A 22,657-nucleotide genomic window follows, 5' to 3' on the forward strand; every position below is an offset into this window, starting at 1 on the left:
GCTATGATAAGAAATATAATACTGATATATATATTCACGATCCTTTGTATCGGGTGTCACGAAAATGATCGTTTGATATACACGACAAAACCTTCGGTATTTTTCCCTGACTACGTAACAGGCAAGGATAGCGTGACATATTCATTCCGCATGACGAAAGAGGACAGAGATACCATTTATTTAACAGCTAAACTGGTCGGAAAAAGCTTTGAAACCCGAACCCCGATAGGCTTAAAAATAGACAAAGACCAAACGACTGCCCAAGAAGGAATCTACTACGAAATGGAAGATTCTTACTGGTTTGAACCGGGTAAAGGAGAAATAAAAATACCTATCTACCTGATACAGGGAGGAACAGACATAGATGATGATATATTAACCATAGCACTTCAACTTATCCCGACAGAGGATATTGATGTCGCTTACGAGGATAAATCCCGCGTGTACGTGAGGATCACCAACAAACTTGTAAAACCCAGTTATTGGGAAGATTTGTTGATCATTTACTTTGGTGAATACTCCCAAGTGAAACACGAGAAATGTATCGAGGTAATGGGACACGACTTTCCACTCACGATGGCTGAAATTGCCACATTCCCGGGCAGCTACAGTTATTTTATGACACAAGGAAGAACAGTCTGTTACTATTACGCCACTCACAATGAAGTGGACGAAAACGGGAAAAAAATAGAAGTGTGGGACCCATTTTAATCAAGAATGAACATGAAACGAAATTTACTTATATGGTTTACAATCCTATCTTCTCTTATAGGATGTGTGGATGACAAAAGCAATACTCGAATAGAAGAATTAAACGAAGTTACAATAGGAGCATTACAGGAAAAATATAGTGCGAAACTGGGAAGTTATCTACAAATTCCTCTTCCAATCACAACACGCACCGGTGATGAATCTCAATTAAGTTATGCATGGTATACCTACACTCCTACCACGAGAACACAGGCAGACACGCTAGGTAAAACCAAAGACTTGAATGCCTTCATGGATCCGAAAATTCTGACCCCTGGCGAGGATTATTCCCTAGTCGTAAAGATTACAGATCTATCAACCGGGGTTTATTACCGGAAAAAAATGAAACTGGAAGTACTCTCAGATTTCACGAAAGGAACTCTTCTACTATGTAAAGAAAACGAAAGTTACGCACTCCATTTTATGGTAGACGATGCTGAGAAAACATTTGTAAAAAACATTTTCGAAGCAGCTAACGGAACAAAATTAGAAAATCCGGTACGAGTTTATGCCTTAAATCCCAATAAATACCAACCACAAATGAAAGAGGTTTTGGTGTTATGCGAAAATGAAACGGGCGGTTATTTTCTCAATCCGGTTTCTATGAAAAGTAATCGAACTGTTGAAAGCGCAATAACTTTCAGTCCCGAAACCGGAATCTATTCACCCCAATTACACGTGGAGAGCAGTTCGAGAAGTGTTGACTATTTAATCATCAGCGATCAAGTCTTCAAACGGGGAACAAACATGGGTGCAATGACTTGGGATGCACCAATGGTTGTAGTCGAAGGTTCGACAGAATACAAAATCGGAACCGGAATGGTTCAATCGTCGAGTGGACCCGCTTTCTATGACGAATTAAACGGACGTATTCTCGTGCATAATAACTCAGCATGGAACAAAGCTCCTTTAAAGCAACTAAAAACAGAAACGGGCGATCTGAACTATTTCGATTGCAATAATATGGGAACGAACATGGAGTATTTGGCGGGAGGACTACTTTCCGCAGATAACGAATGTTGGATGTTACTACGTCACAAAGAAAATCAGCAAAATTATCTATTCAAAATAAAGATCACGTCTGATAACCGGGGAACTAGCCTCGCCAAAATAGCCATAACCCCGGAAGTTGCACCTCATCTTCAGGAAGCAACTCATTTCGCTTCGCTTGAAGGAATGAAAGACCTTCTTTTTTATTCGACAGGAAACAGCGTATACGCTATCGCTTTAAGTAATTTACGAGAAGGCGTAACCAATAATCTGGAAGCACAGATTATAAACGGACTAGAAGATGATTTCTCCATCACCGGAATGAAATTAAGTGACATCCTCGTCCCCGATCCAACGCCTGAAAATCCGCTCGCAACCAAAACAACACAACAAATCCGCCTGTATATCCAAGATCAAAAAATATCAGGCAACCAAAAAGGTGGAGTTGCTTATTATGAATTAGGAACCGTTGGAGGAATCCATGCAGATCCGGTATATCGACTATCCGGATTCTGTGATCAAGTAATTGATGTAGAAGAAAAGTACGAATAACATGAAACAAATTATATTATTAATAATGATCTCATTCTCTGTGCAGCTTGCCTCTGCACAGGGGATCATATTCAGTTCCGGTGATTTTGATGATATTGTAAAACAAGCGAAAGAACAAAAAAAAGGTATCTTCGTGGATGTTTACACCTCCTGGTGTGGACCATGTAAAATGATGGCCAAAAATGTCTTCACAAACACCAAAGTGGGAGAATACTACAATACTTCTTTCATTTGTATAAAATTAGATGCAGAAAAGCAACGAGAACACGGTTTTTTCGCAAAATATAAGGCTGGAGGTTACCCTTCTTTTTTCTGGTTAGATGAAAACGGAGACTTACTGGATTTACACGTGGGTTACCTAGAAGCTGAAACATTTATAAAGAAGGGGAAAGAAGCAAAAGAATCGGATTTCCCCAAACAATTAGCTGCAATGAAAGAACGGTGGGACAAAGGGGAACGCTCCATTGAACTCGTCCGTTCTTATGTCTTCAAAAACCTAAGCAAAATCGATCCGGATCAAGCCGAAACCTGTCTAAGGGATTACTTATCCGGACTCTCTCCCGAAGAATTACTCTCGCAAGATGCCTATTCGGTATTAAGGTCCTTTATGCGTTCACCTGACAAGACCATCCGGGAGCAACTCATTCGACATGCTGACGTGTATAAAAAATACGATGATAATTTTTGGATCAATCTCTATCGGGCAATTGTTCGTGTCGGAAGTATCATACATAACGAGAAACCGGAAGAGTACAAACAATACATTACCGAACTAAAAGAAATAGACGTCCCTTTGTCTACCATGTATTGCAACATCTTGGCAATCGAGGAACAGCTCTTTAACCATGAATTCGGAAAAGCAATTCCCGCTATCATACCATTAGTACAAGAATGTGGGGACGAACACCGCTACCTGTATAGTCAGCTTTTTTACACGATGATTATTGCCGATTATTTTCGGAATGCGCCTGTCGTGGATAAAGAAGTTGAAGAGGTGATACGGATTGCCGACCTTGCCATGAAAGCACAGCCTTGTCAAGAGAATTTACTATATCTGGCTGCAGCCCATGCCAAACGGGAGGATTTCAAGCAAGCTTATGCCGTACTGGCAAGTATGCCCATGTTTGAAAAACCCATGTTATCATTGGCCTTATATCGTTACCTAAACTTACCTTTCGTAGGACAAACATATCGATAAAAGAAAGGACTGTCCCAAAAGCCATTTTATTTCAAGAACCCCTCCGTCACTTCGTGCCACCTTCTCTATAAACAGAGGAGGTGCTGGTGACTCTTCCCGAAGACAAGGAGCATTTCAACTCTCCCTTTGTTTATACAGGGAAATCGGCGAGAGCCGATTCGAGACTGCTTGCAGGCTCAATACCCCGAAGCCGGGAGGGTGTTTGAGAAATGACTTTGGGGATAGCCCCTTTTCATCTAATAATAACATACTTTCTTACAATCGTACCTATAAAATCAATCTCCCCAATTAGTACCATAAACTACCGTAATAATTCCCTGTTAAGTAATTAAAGCCGAGACAAAGACGATTTACAGACGAGATAAAGACAAGTCGAACTCGTCTTTATTGTTATCATATTTAATCCACATACCCCCTATCTGCATTTATTTTTCTATTATATCGGTTACAAAACTGATATTAAAAGCGATTAAACCAGCCTGAACAACTCCTATATACGTAAACAAACAACTAAAAATTGATATAATAGCTTGTAATAAATCAAAAAAATCATACCTTTGTATTAAGGATTGAGCGGAGAGCCGCCATAAATCCGATTATGATGTTGAGGTTAAAATGTTCATTTTCCAGAAGTAGCGATTCAGACATAATGTCAATGGAAAATGGGATTGCAACACTCACGTTTGTTACACGTATATTCTTTTCAGAATTATACTTATAGCGGCGTGGGGTTGCTTTTTTCATGTTGACAGATCGCTACTTCCATGAATTAAGTCAATCCCGAGCCGTTATGCCATACTCCGGATTGACTTGCTCGGTCCGGATTTTTTATTGACCGGGATATAAAAAACAGGAATAGCCGGAACCTGCATTGATCCGGCTATTTTCCCCTGTTGCTTTTTGCCCCAACATCAAATAAGACAATTTAGAATTTTCATCGTTGACTTGGTTCAAACCAACACGAAGTCCGGACTTACATTTCACAATTGCAACCAGTGAAAAGACTTCGTGCAGGAAGGGGGACGATCCATTTTCCCCCTTCCTATTTCTATTACAGAATCTTCGTAGAAGCATCAATCTCGACGCTCGTCCCACATTGCTCCACGGGTAAACTAGGGATAAACTATGACAAATGCCAAGTAATGACAAGGCAAAAACACGACAAATACATGAGAGATTGTTCTTGCTATGTTCATGCTATGAAGATGCCGTGTTCTTGTCATAGCCTATCGATAGACAAAGGATCGCCAACGGGATAATATAGCACGAACTCCCTCCCCCTTCGGGTAGGGACTGTCCCAAAAGTCTTGCCTGTATTTGCCAACTACCCCCTCCAGCTCCCCCTTACACAGGGGGAGAGCTGATTACCAAGCAGTTTCTCCCCCTGTGTAAGGGGGAGTTAGTGGGGGTAGTTGTTTAAAATTGACTTTTTAGACAACCCCAGCTGGGAAACTCTCCCTCTTCGGGAATTATTTCTAATCCTATAACCTGTGTAATAAAATCAAGGCGTTAGCATTTGCCTCACAACCGCATATAAGCATCAATCTCCCGGAACTGATCGGACGAATAATCCCCCAGCAGGTGTTTCGCGAAGTGGAACCACATCTTCCGTTGATAGAAAGCCTGTTGTATGCCCATAAAACCGTGAGCTTGTCCCGGCAGGATTACCAAGTCAAAATTCTTTCCCGCTTTCAACAATGCATCTGCCATACGCAAGGTATTCGCCGGATGCACGTTATTATCCACGTCACCCGTCACCAGCATCAAATACCCTTTCAAATTCTTCGCCAGCTCGATATTCGTCGGGATTTTCGTCTCGAACTTGATCTTCTCCACGGAAATCGTGGTATCTTTCCCCGTGATGGAATCTTTCACGGTTTTCTTCTCGAAAGATTTAACCTCCCGAACCCCGTGATGCGTCTCTCCCCACCATTGGTTATAAATATTATTGTCATGATTTCCCGCCGACGAAACAGCCGCCGTGTAGAAATCGGGATAAGTACATAATGCTGCGGTAGACATGAAACCTCCACCGGAATGTCCGAAAATACCCACCTTGGACTTATCAATAAAAGAAAAACGATCAGCCAACTGCTCTATACCACACTTATCATCCGCCAACGGGTAATCCCGCAAATTATTATACCCGAACGTGTGATACCATTTATCCCGCATCGGGCTACCTCCCCGGTGACCGAAAGTCACTACCACGAAACCGACTTGTGCCAGACCAACATTATAAGCTGCCGTCACGGAAAACTCCAACGGAATCGCCTCGGTTTGCGGTCCGGGATAAACATACGAAATAATCGGGTAACGCCGGGTTGAGTCGAAGTCAAAAGGCTTCCACATAAAACCGTACAAATCCGTATGCCCATCGGCAGCCTTCACCGTGAAAGGCTCCGGCATCTTCCATCCAGCCTCGTAAAGCCGGGTCAAATCGGGTGAGGCCAATTCCAGAATCACCTTTCCCTTGTTATCCCGCAACACGCTCCGGGGTTCCAAGTCCGCACGGGAATAATTATCCACGAAATAACGTCCCGACTTCGAAAAATAAGCCTCATGAGTGGCCTGTTCGGGAGTCAGCACCTCCACTTGACCATTCCCGTCAATCCGGGCTTTATTCACCCGGGCATAGTAGGGACATGCCCCCTTCTCCTGCCCGTAAGCCCCGAAATAAATGGTGCGTCCCACGGTATCAATCTTAACCATCTTCCCGGCCGTCCAGTTCCCGGAAGTAATCGCGTTCTTCAGATTTCCCTCGCCATCGTAATGATAGAAATGCCCGTGACCCGTTCTCTCCGACCACCAAATAATATCTTCCCCCTCGTTCAACAAGGAAAGATGGAAGAAATCATTATTGAAATAAGGCTTACTAATCTCGTTAATCAACACCTTCACCTCCCCCGTTTTCAAATCCACCTTACAAAAATCAATCTCGTCACAAGTTCTCTTTTTGCGCAGGAAATAAAGACTGTTGACCTTTTTTCCCGGGGTAAATAATCTCAACGTCTGATCCGGCCATTTCTCAACCGGCACTTTGATCAATTTCTTATCGGTCGTGTCCACCAAGAATAACTCCTCGTGTTGCACCTCCTGATCCCCAGCCATCACGTACTCATACTCGTTCAACGTCGGACGGGAACTCAAATTATTAACCACATAAAGCGTTTTGATCTTTCTCCGGTCTGAGCGACGCACGTAAAAGCGTTCAGAATTCTCGAACCAAGTCACCCGGGCAGATACCCGTTTACTCGTGGTATCCGTATCACCGTAGGCATAGGAGTATTTTAATTCTCCGTCCGTCGTGATCTGGGTTTCCACGGAATCTTTCACGGAAAGCATATACAGGTTATGACTTTTCGCGTAAACGATATAAGTACTATCCGGAGAATACGTTCCCTCCAGCCCGTTCGATTTCTTGGGAGTTGTATCCGGTTTCTTCCGGGCAGAATCTATTTTCACCAACCGATTGGTATAAATGTTATATTCGAAACGGAAAGTATCCACCTCGAACTTCAATGTTTTCTCATCTTCTTTAAAAACCAATGCCCGCACAGGTAGTTCTTTATAATTCACCGGTCCGTGGGTATACTTGCTGATCTCGGCAGTCATAAATTCCCGATCGAATAACTCCCGGTGAATCCTCGCCTTCGGGTCAACGAAATAATAACGGGTTCCATCGCCCGTTTTGTAACTATACCAAAACTTATCGCTTTCCTTCAAAAAACGAGGACTTACTTTCGTTGATCCTACCAGTTTTTCCGCGTTCCCACGCATAAAACGTTCGGCTTCTTTGTAATTGGCTTTCTGTGCAAACCCGGCCAGCACGAAAAGGCAGGGCACGAACCATAAAAAACATTTGATCATCATTTATTCCTTTAAATTTGTTCTATTGGTCTTTGTGAAAGCGAAATTAATTATATCCTCCCAAAGATTACCTTTCTATCGAAATCTTAATAAATATTTAACAGATTCAGATTATTTAAACTAATCATCTTCTACACAAACGTTTGAATATGCTACAAAACATAACCTCTGACGCCACGATTTCATTTTTTATAGCTATTTTTGCACGTGTATAAACATGCTAATATTTTCATTTACTTTAAATAAACAGGACAAGGTGATGGAAGTTTTCCCGATAGATAAAAAAGTAGAGCAACTCTTTAAAGAAGTCAGCCGAAGAATATTCCGGTTACAAAACGGAAGAAGTCTTGACAGCATGGAACGGATAGGAGCTGACACGCGGGGACAGATCGGGGCAAGTTACCTCTCTCTCAAAAATCTGGCCGGACAATACCAACCCGATTTAAGATTGGCACAACTATTGTGGGGAACAAAGAAACGAGAAGAACAAATCGTTGCCTGTTTTTTATTCCCGGTTCAAGAGTTGATTACAGAAAAAATTACTCAATTATTACAATACTGTTACAACTTCGAGATTGCGGAATATTTCGGGACATTGGTTCTTTCGAAACGGGAAAACGTGGAACAAATGGTAAATGAATATTTAAATTCCGATCATCCCTATCTTCAAGTCGCGGCACTAACCGCCATCGGCAGGAGCCGGATTGATCGAAAACTAAACTCCCCATTCACCGACAGTTACATTCTAAACATAGATCGTAACAAGTTCACGGACACGAACGTACAAAAGGTATACGATCGTGTAAGCATATGCTTGAGAGAATAGGAAAACAAGAACGTGTTAATAAAACATAAACGGACAAGGGAAAGGAGAAATTGGTTCTTTTATATCAAAATGTTTCCTACTTTTGTGCCGAATTAAAGAAAAAAAGAATTAATTAATTTCTAACATAAATTTATTGCTATGGCAAAATTAGATTTAAGTATTTATGGAATCACGGATGTGAAAGAGATCCTTCACAATCCCTCATATGAAGAATTGTACAAGGCAGAAACAGACCCGAAACTGGAAGGGTACGAAAAAGGATATTTGACCGAGCTTGGCGCAGTTAACGTGATGACCGGAATCTACACCGGACGTTCACCGAAAGATAAATTCTTTGTAAAGAACGAGGCCAGCGAGGATTCTGTATGGTGGACTTCTGACGAATACAAGAACGACAACAAACCTTGTTCGGAAGAAGCATGGGCAGATTTGAAGGCAAAAGCCGTGAAACAATTGTCCGGCAAAAAACTGTACGTGGTTGACACGTTCTGCGGGGCCAACGCAGGTACCCGTTTGAAAGTTCGTTTCATTATGGAAGTTGCATGGCAAGCTCACTTCGTGAAGAACATGTTCATCCGCCCGACAGAAGAAGAATTGGCGAACTACGGGGAACCGGATTTCGTTTCTTTCAACGCTGCAAAAGCTAAAGTTGAAAACTTCAAAGAATTAGGCTTGAACTCCGAAACAGCTACCGTTTTCAACTTGAAAACCAAAGAGCAAGTAATCTTGAACACTTGGTACGGTGGTGAGATGAAGAAAGGTATCTTCTCTATCATGAACTATCTGAACCCGTTACGCGGAATCGCATCTATGCACTGTTCTGCCAACACGGATATGGAAGGTAAGAACACCGCTATCTTCTTCGGTTTGTCAGGAACAGGTAAAACGACCTTGTCAACTGACCCGAAACGTCTTTTGATCGGTGACGACGAACACGGATGGGATGATGAAGGCGTGTTCAACTACGAAGGCGGATGCTACGCCAAAGTTATCAACTTGAGCAAGGAAGCCGAACCGGACATCTATAACGCCATCAAACGTGACGCTTTGTTGGAGAATGTTACCGTGGACGCTAACGGAAAGATCGACTTCAATGATAAATCAGTTACCGAAAACACTCGTGTTTCTTACCCGATCTATCATATCAAGAATATCGTGAAACCGATCTCTAAAGGTCCGGCTGCACAACAAGTTATCTTCTTATCAGCTGATGCGTTCGGAGTATTACCTCCGGTATCTATCCTGACCCCGGAACAAACGAAATACTATTTCTTGTCCGGATTCACTGCAAAATTGGCCGGAACGGAACGCGGTATCACTGAACCGACTCCTACTTTCTCGGCTTGTTTCGGTGCAGCATTCTTGTCATTACACCCGACAAAATATGCAGAAGAACTGGTTAAGAAAATGGAGAGAACAGGAGCAAAAGCATACTTGGTAAATACCGGATGGAACGGAACCGGGAAACGTATCTCCATTAAAGATACTCGCGGTATCATCGACGCTATCTTGGATGGCTCTATCGACAAAGCCCCGACCAAAACAATCCCGTTCTTCAATTTCGAGGTTCCGACCGCGTTGCCGGGAGTTGATCCGAAGATCCTTGACCCTCGCGACACATACAGTAACGCCAGCGAATGGGAAACCAAAGCAAAAGATTTATCAGAACGTTTCATCAAGAACTTCAAGAAGTTCGAAGGAAACGAGGCCGGAAAGGCATTGGTTGCCGCAGGTCCGAAATTATAATTCCAGGATTAGAACAGCAAAAAAGCACTTCGCAAGGAGTGCTTTTTTTATTACCCTTCTCTCACCCATCATCATATCTTCCCTTACATCCGTTCGTTAAGGCTATTACCTCTCTTCGTTATCTCTCCGTTCCTAGATAGTATAACGGAGAGATAACGAAGAGATGCGAGCTAATTTACTGATTATCAATAATTAAAATTCTTCCCATTGATAATACACCTTAAAGAAATATTCTAAAATTTTTCCACGCTTTGAAGGAATTTTAAAATTTTATCGTACATTCGCACCAGTCATAAATAGATATAATACATTCAATATAGTACCACTTTCACAATAATTATAAATGCAATTCACATAACACCATAGACATTTTAATTGAAACAACATATTGTTATATACTCCTTTAAATGCAAGCAAAACAATGCAACAATCGACATGCAAATACCCTGATTTAAACCACAACCTGTTGGAACAATTCAACAAAAGAGAGGAAGACGCTTTTTGTTTTGTTTATGAACATTTCTATAATGAATTATATTACTTTGCCTCCAAATTATTTTTAGACAATACAGTTCTACCTTATGACGTTTTACAGGATATTTTTTTGAACGTTTTGGAGAACAAAAAACAGTTCGAATCTTTTGACCTGTTGAAATCCTATTTGTATTTATCTATCCGCAATCGTTGGAAAAATGAACATAAACACACCGTGGCAGCCCAACGTTACACTGCCCAGAGTTTCGATGAAAAAGAAGACAATATCCTGTCAAATATTTTCGAGTCAGAAACATTAGCCATTTTATACAATCACCTGAAACTTCTTCCCCCGGAATGTGCCAAAGTCATGAGACTTTCTTTAGAAGGACATAAAAACCCGGAAATAGCTGAGATCTTATCCATCTCGATTAACACGGTCTATGCTCAAAAACAGAAAGCACTAACCGTTCTAAGGAACAAATTGTCGAAGGATATGTTCGTTATTTTATTATTCTCCCTTTTTTTACACGGGGAATAATCCACTTATTTCTAGAGAGTTATCACAAATACATATTTTTTTTCAAAATAATGCCCTTTTGCGTAATTAATTTTCAAACCGATGTTGTTTCTATTATAAACAGGCGGGAGGAAACAAATTAATTTACGGAAAGATGGATTTGTATTTAAAAGCAAGAAAATTAGCACAGGAAAGGGCACAACAAATTATCGACGGAATAAAACCGGATGAATATTTCGTGGAAAATGACGAATGTAAAGAAACAATATATTTACTTTCTGATCCGGAACAAAGAACCATTCTATTAAAGAAATTTGACCAGAATGAAAAACAAAAAGCCGTAGCCTCTCTGAGAAGTTATATACGGTGGAAAAGACGCCGCCGAATAATACGTAACAGCAATAAAATTGCGGCAATCCTAGTATTGGTAATAGGGATTGCTATCACATTCTATTCCCCCTCTCCCACCAATTTACAAACACGGGAACCGGATGGTTATCTTACACCGGGGAAACCACAGGCAACTTTAATTCTGGCAAACGGGCAAGAGATTAAATTAGACCGAGAACTTGAATTGAAAGAAAAAAATACGGCTATCCTGAACAAAAAATCAGGGGAGGTTGTTTACACGCCCGACTCCGGAAATGTTGAAATACAACAATACAACACCATCAAAGTACCCCGTTACGGAGAATACTCGGTTGTCCTGTCAGACGGGAGCCGGATAAAATTAAACTCGGAAAGTGAACTTCGTTATCCTGTTGTTTTCACGGGAGAACAGCGAGAGGTGTATTTGAAAGGGGAAGCTTATATGGAGATCTCCAAAGATCAAAAACCGTTTATCGTACACGCGTATGACACCAGAATAAAAGTATACGGGACCTCTTTTGATGTAAACAGCTACAATCCGGATGAAATTCGTATTGTGTTAGTGCAGGGGAAAGTAGGGATTCACCACTCAAAGATGCAAGAAGTAATCCTGTATCCCAATCAGTTGGCACGGGTCTCTGAAAAAGAAGGAATTGTCGTCAAAGAAAATATCAATGTCAATTATTATATCGCTTGGCAGGAGGGATATTTTGCTTTTGAGGAGGAACGTCTCGAAGATATTATGACGACACTTTCACGCTGGTACCGGATGAAAGTAATATTTGAAAATCCACAATTAAAAGATATTCGTTTTACCGCTTCGGTTCAAAAAGAAGAAAACATCAGCAAGCTACTGAATCAATTCGAACTGACCCGTACCGTATCATTCAATATCATTGAAAATCAAATTTTTATAAAGTAATATTTTAAATCAACACAATTTATCAAACTACAGTCAAAAGCTGTCAGTAAAGGGAGTTTTAACACTAATACAAAAGCTATGAAAAATTATCAGTCGGGATTTTATATCCGAAACAATCATTTGAAAATACTCTTTCTGATGATTTGTATGGTGACTCTGGCACTTTCGTTACGAGCCAACGTAACCGCCCAGACAAAAATCAACTTAAACCTTAAAAGTGTCACATTCAATGATTTGTTTCTGGAGATTCAGAAACAAACAAAAATGAATTTCGTTTTTAACGCCGACCAATTGAAAGAAGTAGGCAAAATCGATCTGACAGCAAAAGATGAAAGTATCAATAGTTTATTAGAAAGAGTATTGACTCCGTTCTCTTTCACTTATGTCATAGAAGGAACAACCATTGTTATTGTTAGAAAAGACAAGGAGAACCGGGCACAGGAACAACCGAAAATGATTACCATTCGAGGTAAAGTTACAGACTCGGACGGCAACGCCCTAATCGGAGCCACGATACGGATAAAAGGTACTGCTATCGGAACGGCAACCGACGTGAACGGCGAATATAAACTAAGCGTACCCACCGAACAGAAAGAATTACTGGTAACTTACATGGGGTATATTGACCAAGTGGTGAAAGTGAACGGAAGAACCGTTATCAACATAATCCTGAAAGAAGACCGCAAGGAAATGGAGGAAGTGGTAGTCACCGGATACCAAAGCGTGAGACGGGAACGTTTGACGGGTAGTACGAAAACAATCACGGCAAGAGAAATGGAAGGGAAAGGGCTAACCTCCGTGGAAGAAGCATTGAGCAGCACCGTTGCCGGTTTGAACATGATCAGTACCGGCCGACCGGGACAAGACGCCAAGATTCAGATCCGGGGAATCAATTCATTAAACGGAAGCACGGAACCCATTTGGATTGTTGACGGAATGCCCATGCAAGGAGAAATTCCGAATATAAAAATCGGATCAGCCGATTTACAGTCAACGATCTTCACTTCCGGTATCGGGAACTTGTCTCCCAACGATATAAAATCCATTACAGTACTGAAAGATGCAGCAGCCACGGCCATTTACGGAGCCCGGGCAGCCAACGGGGTTATTGTCATAGAAACAAAACAAGGATTAGTCGGAAAAACCCGTTTCAATTTCTCCTTGAATTACGGTATTACAGAACGGCCTGTAAATAATATACACATGATGAATACCGCCCAAAAGATTCAATTCGAACGGGAGTTTGCCACAGATGAAGCCTCCTGGTTATATGAACCCGGGCAGGTGATGAATATTTTAAGAATGAGAGACATGGGGAAATACACGACCGAGGAAGCCGAAGCGAAAATTGCCGAACTGGGAAAAATTGACACGGACTGGTTTAAAGAGATATTCAGAACAGCTATCTCCCAGCAATATAATTTCAGCATGTCCGGAGGTTCTGAAAAAACACAACATTACACTTCCGTAAATTACCTGACGGAAGAAGGTACTGTTCCCAATAACACATACAGCCGTCTAGGAATGAGTAGCAAGATCACCCATTCCCCTTCCGAAAAAATTCGGATTACCGGAGGTTTGAGCGTGACTTATAAAAAGGACCAGATAACAGCCAGCTTGGTAAATCCGTTGGAATACGCCATGTATGCCAATCCTTACGAACGTCTCTATAACCCGGACGGTTCTTATGCATCCGATATTACTTACGCCCCAAATTCAAGTTCATTACATCCCGGTTTACAGTGGTCTACTTTCAATATCATGAAAGAAATCAAAGAGAACACCCAAAACACCCGGTATATTGATGCAGATATTTCGATGAAAGTGGAATGGGAGATTATCAAAGGGTTAATGTTTACCACACATGGTATTTATAACGTCAATTCCAACCATGACCGGACGGTGGAAGGTCCCGGAACCTACACGAATTACAAGAACAATTGGTATCAAAGCATGCTCGGTTGGTCGGGTGAAATGGACCCGGATATGGCGCAAGGTTCTTTGCGGGAAAGTACTTCCTACTCGAACAGTTACACGCTAAAAAATACTTTATCCTATTCAAAAGATTTCTTGGATACCCATTTCTTGAATTTATTCATCGGTCAGGAGATCATGGAACGACAAAGTAAATCTTTCTATAACTATTCCCCGATATTCGATGAGGAACACAACATCATCGGATTTCCCGAACTAACAGGCATAGCACAATCGGACATCAATTTATTGGAATTAGGAAATACGGGTAAAGAAGTTTCCCGTTTGTCTTCCTTCTATGCCAATCTGTCCTATTCATACAAGGATCGTTATATAGTAACCGGGTCCATGCGTTATGACGGTTCGGATGTAATCGGAAATAAAAATCAGTTTACTCCTTTATGGAATGTAGCTTTACGGTGGAATGTACACAAAGAACGTTTCTTGGAAACAGTATCATGGATAAACATGTTATCATTCCGGGGCGGCTTCGGTTATACCGGAAGTATCGATAAAAATGCCCTTCCTTTTCTGGTTTATACTTTAAATAAAAATATAAAATACGACGGTCAACTTGTTCCCCAATCATTCACTTACCCGAATCCCAATATCAAATGGCAGACCAAAAGAGATATGAATGTCGGTTTAGACCTGTCATTATTCGATTACCGGGTAGAGTTGAACTTGAACTATTATTACAATATTACCCGTGATGTACTGGATAAAAAACATTTGGCAATTTCTTCCGGACGAGAGGAAGCAACAGCCAACGTGGCGAACCTGCACAATAAGGGTATTGAAATTGACTTGGGCATAACTTTATTGAAAATGAAAAGATTACAATGGTTTGCCAATTTCAATATAGCCTACAATAAAAATACAGTAAAAGATACTTACTACAAAAGCGTGGATGACCTACCCACAAAAATTTCCCAGGAAGAAGGACACCAATTTGTCGAAGACAAACCGGCAGGAGGCTGGTACGGTTACCGGGTAGCAGGAATAAACCCCATGACCGGGACTACACTGGTACATAAGAATAGCAACGACGCTACTTATGACATGGCGACTAATTTCTACGATATTCCCGGAGACATGGTAAGTTACTTGGGAGACTCCAATCCACATTATGTAGGAGGCTTCTCCACGACAGTAAATTTCAGGCAATTTGTATTCTCCGCCAATTTTGAATTCAAAACGGGCCACATGATCCGTTCGTTCAACACGTTTAAAGACCCGGACAGCCAGAACCGGCACGTAAACGATTTGAATCGCTGGCGGAAACCCGGAGACATCACCAATGTTCCCCGTCTGACTCAATTGAAAGGACTCTATACTTTCTATATGTTCGATTGGGGGTTGGAAAAAGGAGACTATCTGAAGTGCGGCTATGTATCATTAGGGTATAACTTACCACTTGAATGGCTTGAAAAGATAGGGTTCAACTCCGCCCGTCTGAGTTTCACGGCTAAAGATTTATTTACAATCACAAGCTACAAGGGAATAGATCCTTTGTTAATGGGTGAATTTGGTTATCCGAATTCCCGGAAATATACATTTACATTGAATTTTGGATTCTAAAAAATAATGAAGATGAAAAAAATAATAATATGCCTCTGGGCACTCATCGTTTGCTGCTGGGGATGTGAGGATTATTTGAATGTCAAACCGTCAAATGTTCAAGCTATCCGGACTTATGACGAAGTAAAAGCTTTACTGGGTGGACATTTACGTATGTATGCCGAGCCCGATTACGACAATCTGGAGGGAACTTCTATCCCCTATATCGAAAATGACATCTGGACCTTCCTCCACTTTTACGGGGATGACATTGACGTGGACACCTACGTTAAAAACCGCTATATATTCGGGAATATAAAGAATTTGTACGTGGAATCAGCGAACTGGAAAAACACGACACAACCGGGAGTCATCTGGAAAGCCTATTACTCGAATATCGGTTTCTTTAATACGATTATTGATGAATTGAGCCGGGTTGAGGCTTCCAAGGAACAAGCCGATATTATTCGTTGTGAAGCAAAAGTGTTACGGGCTTGGCATCTATTCAAGTTAATGCAATACTTTTCCCCTTACCACTTAAATAAATACGGATTACCCGTCAATCTGGATGCCCAAAAGGTAGCAGAATACGACGCCTCACGCAAGACTCAGGAAGAGGTTTACCGGATAATCATTTCCGACCTGACGGAATGTGTGGAATGTACGACCGAACCTCGATCTACCTACAATGTTTTCTATGACAAAAACATCATCCATGCTATCTTAGCCCAAGTATTCCTTTATAAAGGGGATTCGGGAGCCAAAGCCGATGACGATTACGAAAATGCTGCATCACACGCAAAATCTGCCTTGGAAGCATTAAAATTACAATCCACCGAGGATTATGAGCCTTTCCCGGTATATAACGAGGTACTTGGGATTTCAAAAGAGGCTCCGCATGCTTTAATGGTTGACTTTAGGTCTGCCAACGAATTACGATTTATTGTCGGAAATCCTAAATCCGCATCACAAAATCTGTATTCTTCAGCCAGTCTTTACGCATTATTTAAAGATAATGATATTAGAAAAACAAAGTTCTTCAATGACAAGCAGGTAATTACTAAATACATGAATATCGCAACCGGATATGTTTCAGTAGAACTCTATCAATTCTGGTCTGCTGCCGAAATGTACCTGATCATTGCAGAGAGCTATGCCCGTTCCGGTAATGAATCGGAAGGAAAGAAATGGTTGGAGGATTTTCAAAAACATCGGTATTCAAATTATAACGGTTATCAAGGAAATGACCTTTTACAAGAGATATTGAATGAACGTCGCCGGGAATTCTGTTATGAATATGATATGCGTTGGTGTGACCTAAGCCGATTACAGACAGGCTGGACCCGTAGTTCTTATGAAGATGCCGAACATCCTACTTATACTTTGGAGGACAACGATTATCGTTTCACGCTGCCGATACCCGTGAAAGAGGAATTACAATATAACGACATCGAACAGAATCCAGGATGGCTGATTGTTACAGAATAATTAATAGTTTAAGAATTTGACATCATGAAAAATATCAGTTTTTTTATCATCATAATTTGTTTTTTATGCACAGCCTGCGAAAAACAAGAATATGAATCTTACAAAATCGAGGCTCCGCTAAATATCGTACGCCTAAGCTTGAGTCCCAACAGCCCCGTGCTGATAGCTGACGGCACCGCCGAATTAAAGTTTATCGTAAAAGCTTTCTGTGCAGTTGAAAATACCCGTTTGATACAGAAAGAAGTAGACGGAGAAATAAACCTGATCGAGAAAACTTATAGAGACACGATAGAAGTTTCTGCCGAACAGCTTGACTCGAGTCAAATAAAAATCTACCAAAAAGACGGCACTCCCGTGGATTGGACCTTTAAAACTACCGATCTTTCAGAAGATACACTGGTATTCCTGGCTTCATACCAAGGGTTTGAGTCTACACCCAGGAAAGTTGCTTTACGTCCGGCCCCGACCGATGTGTTTGAACCCATTACGGTTCCCGTAATATTTCACATCGTTGTGCCCCGTAGCCAAGCAAATGCCTATGCAAGTATTCATGCCGAAGATATTGAGAAATTGATTGACCGGGTTAACCGAGTTTTTAAAAACGAAATCATTCATGCTCCTTCTTCTATCGATTCAAAAATCACGTTTGAACTGGCTACTCATGATCCCAAAGGAAACGAACTAAAAGAAAAAGGAATCAATCGAGTGGAAGTCAGTGATGAGACAAGTATTAATAGTTATATTAAAAGTTATCTGATTTGGGATATAAATCACTATCTAAATATTTATATCTCCGAATTCACAGAAGACCAAGTGAACTTACCCGCATATATTTTAAACAATGGCAGTCATTTGGAAATGGGCGATCGGTATATCAGAACCGTTAATAACATTTCTGATGCAAAATATTATAGTTTCAATGAAGTTGCTATCGGGATTACCAGAAGCACCTATTATTCAATGGTTCAAGACAATAAGGGACTCGAAGACGCTTTAGGAATTTTCTATGGACTTTTCCCCACATACTACGGAATAGGAGTCGGAGAGCTAGACGATTTCTGCGATGATACTTACACGGCCGCTTACTCAAACATGAGCCTTGAAAAATGGACGTATCAAGAGGACGGGAATCATCTTTACAAAAACGGTAACGAAATTTACTACAATTCTTACCAGATTATGGATGTTTATGGGCCCGCTTACACGATAACCTATGATCAAGTAAAACGTATCCGCACGGTGATTGAAAATTGTCCTTTCCGGATGATGAGAAAATAAAGAACAGATACAAGTAAGTAAATCCTTACAAACGAAAGAGGTGTGGTAGAGTACCACACCTCTTATATTTTAATGCTTTGGATTTTTATCCCATATAGCCTTTCATGACACCCCGTTTGCTGTTACGCACGAACATAATGATCTCGTCACGTTCTTTGGATGCCGGCATCTCGGCCTCGATTCGTTCCACCGCATCAGAGTTGTTCAACCCGGATTGGAAAAGTATCCGGTATATATCCTGAATCTCGTTGATCTTTTCGTTCACGAATCCGCGACGGCGCAAACCGATCGAATTCACTCCCGCATAGGATAAAGGCAATCTCCCGGCTTTCACGTAAGGAGGCACGTCCTTACCAATCAAAGAGCCGCCTTGAATCATCACGTGACGACCGATATGTACGAACTGATGCACGGCAGACATTCCACCGATAATAGCGAAATCATCCACAACGACCTCTCCGGCTAACTGACAAGCATTCGTGATAATGCAATTATCCCCGATCTCGCAGTCATGCGCGATATGCACGTAGGCCATGATCAAACAATTGCTCCCGACTTTAGTTACGCCCTTAGCGGCAGTACCTCTATTTATAGTCGCACACTCCCGGATGGTCGTGTTATCACCAATCTCGACGATGGTCTTCTCTCCCTTGAATTTAAGATCCTGAGGAATGGCAGAAATAACAGCCCCCGGAAAAATCTTACAATTTTTCCCGATATGCGCTCCCTCCAGGATAGTGACATTCGAACCAATTCTTGTTCCCTCCTCAATGACAACATTCTTATCAATTGTCACGAAAGGCTCAATCACCACGTTATCCGCGATCTGAGCTTCAGGATGAACATAAGCTAACGGTTGTTTCATTCGTTTTTTTATTTAATTACAATATAATAGTTACATTTTAAGTACAAGCTTATCACTATTTTTTCGTTTTTGCAACCTGGGCCATGAATTCTCCCACTTCACAAACTAACGTTTTACCGACAAAAGCGTACCCTCTCATCGTCACGATCCCGCGACGGATGGGAGCAATCTTTACCAGCTTGAAGACCAGCGTATCGCCCGGAACAACTTTATGACGGAATTTGATACCATCTATTTTCACGAAATACGTGGAGTAATTCTCCGGGTCCTCCACCTGATTCAATACCAGAATCCCCCCGCACTGCGCCATCGCCTCCACGATCAGCACTCCCGGCATCACCGGTTCTTCCGGGAAGTGTCCCACGAAGAAAGGCTCGTTCATGGTAACGTTCTTGCAACCGATCACGATGTCATCCGTCACCTCATAAATCTTGTCAACCAACAGGAAAGGAGGACGATGAGGCAACAAGGCTCTCACCTTATTCACATCCATCAACGGTTCGGCTGTCGTGTCCACGTCAGGACGAACATCTTCTCTCTCCGCCTGCGTGATGGCCTTACACATTTTCTTGGCCAAGCTGGTGTTTGCTTTATGACCCGGTCTCTCCGCGATAACACGTCCTTTGATAAAACGCCCGCATAAAGACAGATCCCCGATAACATCCAGCAATTTATGACGAGCCGGTTCATTGTCAAAGTACAGGTCCAAATTATTCAAAATACCCTGTTTCACCTCGATAGAATCGTGGTTGAACAGTTTAGCCAGACGGTTCACCTCTTCTTGAGAAATTTCACGATCAACGATCACAATCGCGTTATCCAAATCCCCGCCTTTGATCAGATTGTGCTGCAAAAGCATTTCCAACTCGCGCAGGAATACGAATGTCCGACACGGGGCAATCTCTTTCGCAAAATCGGTTACTTGCTCAGAATAAGTAGCATACTGCATTTGCAAGTAAGGAGAATCGTAAGCAACGACCAAATTTATATTATAGTCGGTATCCGGCAATAACGTGATTTTCGTCTGCCCGTCCTCGCTACAAAATTCCATTTGCTCTTTCACGGTAAAGTAGCGTCTATCCGCTTTTTGTTCTTCAAAACCTACTTTCTCTATCTCTTCCACGTAATATTTAGCACTACCGTCCAAGATCGGGAATTCTTCCCCGCTTAACTCGATCAGGCAGTTGTCAATTCCACTCCCGTAAAGAGCTGCCATCGCATGCTCCATGGTGAACACGCACACGCCGTCTTTTTCAAGGCAACTGGCACGATCCATTAATTTTACATATTCAGCCAAAGCTGGAATTTCAGGAGTCCCCTCCAAATCCATTCGACGTATTCGATAGCCAAAGTTCTCTTCAGCTGGCTTAAAGGTCGCGGTCACCTGTTTCCCGGTGTGCAAACCTTTTCCATTCAAAGAAAATTCACTCTTTAAAGTTCTTTGCTTTACTGACATTTTATTCTGATTTTAATTTATTTACTTCTTTCTCTAAATCTTTTATTTGCCCGTATAGCTCCGGTAATTTACGGAACATGACATAACATTTCTGGTATTTCGGATAATCGAATGCAGGCGATCCGCGCAGGACAGATTTTTCCGGTATGTTGGAAGTGATACCACTCTGGGCAGCAATCTGCGTCCCCGACCCGATATTCAAGTGACCGACAATACCCACTTGCCCGCCGAACACGCAGTTCTCACCGACTTTTGTAGTCCCGGCAATCCCAGACTGGGCAGCGATAACCGTGTTACCACCCACCACCACGTTATGTGCAATCTGGACTAAATTATCGAGTTTAACTCCTTTTTTAATAATCGTAGAACCCATGGTGGCCCGGTCGATACAAGTATTCGCCCCGATCTCCACGTCGTCTTCCAGCAACACGTTACCGATCTGCGGGATTTTCTTGTAATGATCACCTTCCGGAGCGAATCCGAAACCGTCAGCTCCCAGTACCACTCCGGCATGAAGGATACAGGATTTCCCGACCACGCATCCCGTGTAAATCTTTACCCCGGCATAAATAATCGTGTTATCCCCGATAACCACACCGTCACCGATATAGGCCTGAGGATATATTTTCACGTTATTCCCGATTTTCGCACCTCTCCCTATATATGCAAATGCCCCGATGTAAGGTTTTTCCCCGATCGTGGCACTATCACTGATATAAGACGGTTGTTCAATTCCTACTGGTTTCGGCTTCATATCATCATACATTTGCAGCAATGTTGCAATGGCATCATAAGCCGATTCCACCCGGATCAAAGTACAGGAATACTCGTGCGTGGGTTCGAATGTTTTATTCACTAACACGATCGATGCTTGCGTCGTGTAGATATAATGTTCGTATTTAGGATTAGCTAAAAAAGCCAACGTTCCCGGCTTTCCTTCCTCTATTTTAGATACGTTATTTACAGAAATCTCGGGGTCTCCATCGACAACCCCGCTTAATAGAGCTGCTATGTCCTTTGCTTTAAACTCCATAATTCAAAAAATTTCGGCAAACTTACAAATTTTATTTGGAACTATATAGAAAATGTGACAAATATGTTTCAATACCAATATTTAAAACCATACATATCAAGGCCTAAAGGCTTGTCTCCAACACGATTTCCATTGCTATGAAACCCCTTTTCCGGAAACGTTCGCACCGAAAAAAAATATTCCGCCATCACCTATTTTCCACTGGAACTCTTTGGATTAAAAATAATTAATTGTATCTTTGCACTCGGTTATTAACAAACGAGGGGGCGATTAGTCCCCTCTTCTGTTATCTTAGATTAAAGAGTAGAATGAAAAGTACAGAGGAAATAAAAGACATTATCGAAACAATACTGCAGGGGACAGATTTGTTTCTGGTGGACTTGAAAGTATCTCCGGACAACTCGATCGAGGTCTACATCGACTCTCTGAAGGGTATTAACGTGGATTCCTGCGTGACCCTCAGCAAACAATTGGACGCAAAACTGGATCGAGATACCGAGGATTTCGAGTTAACCGTTTCGAGTGCCGGAATCGGTTATCCCTTCAAAGTAACCCAGCAATACGAGAAAAACCTGGGTAACCAAGTGGAGGTGAAACTGCAAAACGGGGGAAAATTACAGGGAATATTAAAATCCCATTCCAACACGGGGATCGTGATCGAATGTGAAGAAAAAGTGGCCGTGGAAGGAAAGAAGAAGAAAAGCATTGTCAAAGTGGAGAAAGAGATTCATTTTACAGACATAAAGGAGGTTAAAGATATTGTTGTTTTCTAAATACATAAAATAA

The 22,657-nt window shown here is 41.7% G+C and carries 15 protein-coding genes; 11 read left to right on the plus strand and 4 right to left on the minus strand.

Annotated elements, in window-relative coordinates; all coding sequences use genetic code 11:
• Positions 1-3 precede the first annotated feature (3 nt).
• From AB5542_RS08850 to AB5542_RS08860, 3 genes are read left to right on the plus strand one after another with little or no spacing between them, the layout of a single operon-like run.
• Positions 4-711: a DUF4843 domain-containing protein gene (locus tag AB5542_RS08850; protein ID WP_270544454.1), complete on the plus strand. Its 708-nt coding sequence runs from the start codon at positions 4-6 to the stop codon at positions 709-711.
• A 12-nt stretch (positions 712-723) separates the two neighbouring features.
• Positions 724-2,292 carry a PKD-like family lipoprotein gene (locus AB5542_RS08855; RefSeq protein ID WP_162613815.1) on the plus strand — a complete coding sequence of 523 codons (1,569 nt, stop codon included), beginning with the start codon at positions 724-726 and terminating at the stop codon, positions 2,290-2,292.
• Position 2,293: 1 nt separating this feature from the next.
• A complete protein-coding gene (locus AB5542_RS08860) occupies positions 2,294-3,490 on the plus strand; it encodes a thioredoxin family protein (protein ID WP_270544452.1) in 1,197 nt (398 codons plus the stop codon).
• 1,521 nt (positions 3,491-5,011) lie between these two features.
• Here the strand turns inward: AB5542_RS08860 and AB5542_RS08865 are convergent.
• On the minus strand, positions 5,012-7,360 hold the full coding sequence (locus tag AB5542_RS08865; protein ID WP_279037154.1) for a S9 family peptidase: 2,349 nt from the start codon (positions 7,358-7,360) through the stop codon (positions 5,012-5,014).
• A 217-nt stretch (positions 7,361-7,577) separates the two neighbouring features.
• Between AB5542_RS08865 and AB5542_RS08870 the strand changes: the two genes are divergently transcribed.
• From AB5542_RS08870 to AB5542_RS08900, 7 genes are all read left to right on the plus strand, one after another.
• Positions 7,578-8,186, plus strand: coding sequence for a DNA alkylation repair protein (locus AB5542_RS08870; RefSeq protein WP_118260433.1), 609 nt, complete (start codon positions 7,578-7,580; stop codon positions 8,184-8,186).
• A 138-nt stretch (positions 8,187-8,324) separates the two neighbouring features.
• Positions 8,325-9,932 (plus strand): phosphoenolpyruvate carboxykinase (ATP), encoded by a 1,608-nt coding sequence (pckA, locus tag AB5542_RS08875; RefSeq protein ID WP_087421526.1) that lies wholly within the window; start codon positions 8,325-8,327, stop codon positions 9,930-9,932.
• Between the two features lie 421 nt (positions 9,933-10,353).
• Positions 10,354-10,947: an RNA polymerase sigma factor gene (locus AB5542_RS08880; protein WP_118303960.1), complete on the plus strand. Its 594-nt coding sequence runs from the start codon at positions 10,354-10,356 to the stop codon at positions 10,945-10,947.
• Positions 10,948-11,080: 133 nt separating this feature from the next.
• On the plus strand, positions 11,081-12,217 hold the full coding sequence (locus tag AB5542_RS08885) for a FecR family protein (protein WP_279037150.1): 1,137 nt from the start codon (positions 11,081-11,083) through the stop codon (positions 12,215-12,217).
• 78 nt (positions 12,218-12,295) lie between these two features.
• Positions 12,296-15,772 (plus strand): SusC/RagA family TonB-linked outer membrane protein, encoded by a 3,477-nt coding sequence (locus AB5542_RS08890; RefSeq protein ID WP_279037147.1) that lies wholly within the window; start codon positions 12,296-12,298, stop codon positions 15,770-15,772.
• A 12-nt stretch (positions 15,773-15,784) separates the two neighbouring features.
• Complete coding sequence (locus AB5542_RS08895) at positions 15,785-17,239, plus strand: RagB/SusD family nutrient uptake outer membrane protein (protein ID WP_279037145.1); 1,455 nt, start codon at positions 15,785-15,787, stop codon at positions 17,237-17,239.
• A 24-nt stretch (positions 17,240-17,263) separates the two neighbouring features.
• Positions 17,264-18,517: a hypothetical protein gene (locus AB5542_RS08900; protein WP_270544447.1), complete on the plus strand. Its 1,254-nt coding sequence runs from the start codon at positions 17,264-17,266 to the stop codon at positions 18,515-18,517.
• An 85-nt stretch (positions 18,518-18,602) separates the two neighbouring features.
• Here AB5542_RS08900 and lpxA read toward each other — a convergent pair whose 3' ends face one another.
• From lpxA to lpxD, 3 genes are read right to left on the minus strand one after another with little or no spacing between them, the layout of a single operon-like run.
• Positions 18,603-19,382, minus strand: a complete 780-nt coding sequence (lpxA, locus tag AB5542_RS08905; protein ID WP_027200407.1) for an acyl-ACP--UDP-N-acetylglucosamine O-acyltransferase — start codon at positions 19,380-19,382, stop codon at positions 18,603-18,605.
• Between the two features lie 55 nt (positions 19,383-19,437).
• A complete protein-coding gene (locus AB5542_RS08910; protein ID WP_270544446.1) occupies positions 19,438-20,838 on the minus strand; it encodes a bifunctional UDP-3-O-[3-hydroxymyristoyl] N-acetylglucosamine deacetylase/3-hydroxyacyl-ACP dehydratase in 1,401 nt (466 codons plus the stop codon).
• Between the two features lies 1 nt (position 20,839).
• Positions 20,840-21,871, minus strand: coding sequence for a UDP-3-O-(3-hydroxymyristoyl)glucosamine N-acyltransferase (lpxD, locus tag AB5542_RS08915; protein WP_027200409.1), 1,032 nt, complete (start codon positions 21,869-21,871; stop codon positions 20,840-20,842).
• A gap of 308 nt (positions 21,872-22,179) precedes the next feature.
• On the opposite strand from lpxD, the gene rimP reads away from it, so the two are divergent.
• Complete coding sequence (rimP, locus tag AB5542_RS08920) at positions 22,180-22,644, plus strand: ribosome assembly cofactor RimP (RefSeq protein WP_087421515.1); 465 nt, start codon at positions 22,180-22,182, stop codon at positions 22,642-22,644.
• Positions 22,645-22,657 lie beyond the last annotated feature (13 nt).

This window comes from Butyricimonas sp. RTP31003st1_G1_RTP31003_210430 (assembly GCF_040920905.1).
Lineage (GTDB): Bacteria > Bacteroidota > Bacteroidia > Bacteroidales > Marinifilaceae > Butyricimonas > Butyricimonas paravirosa.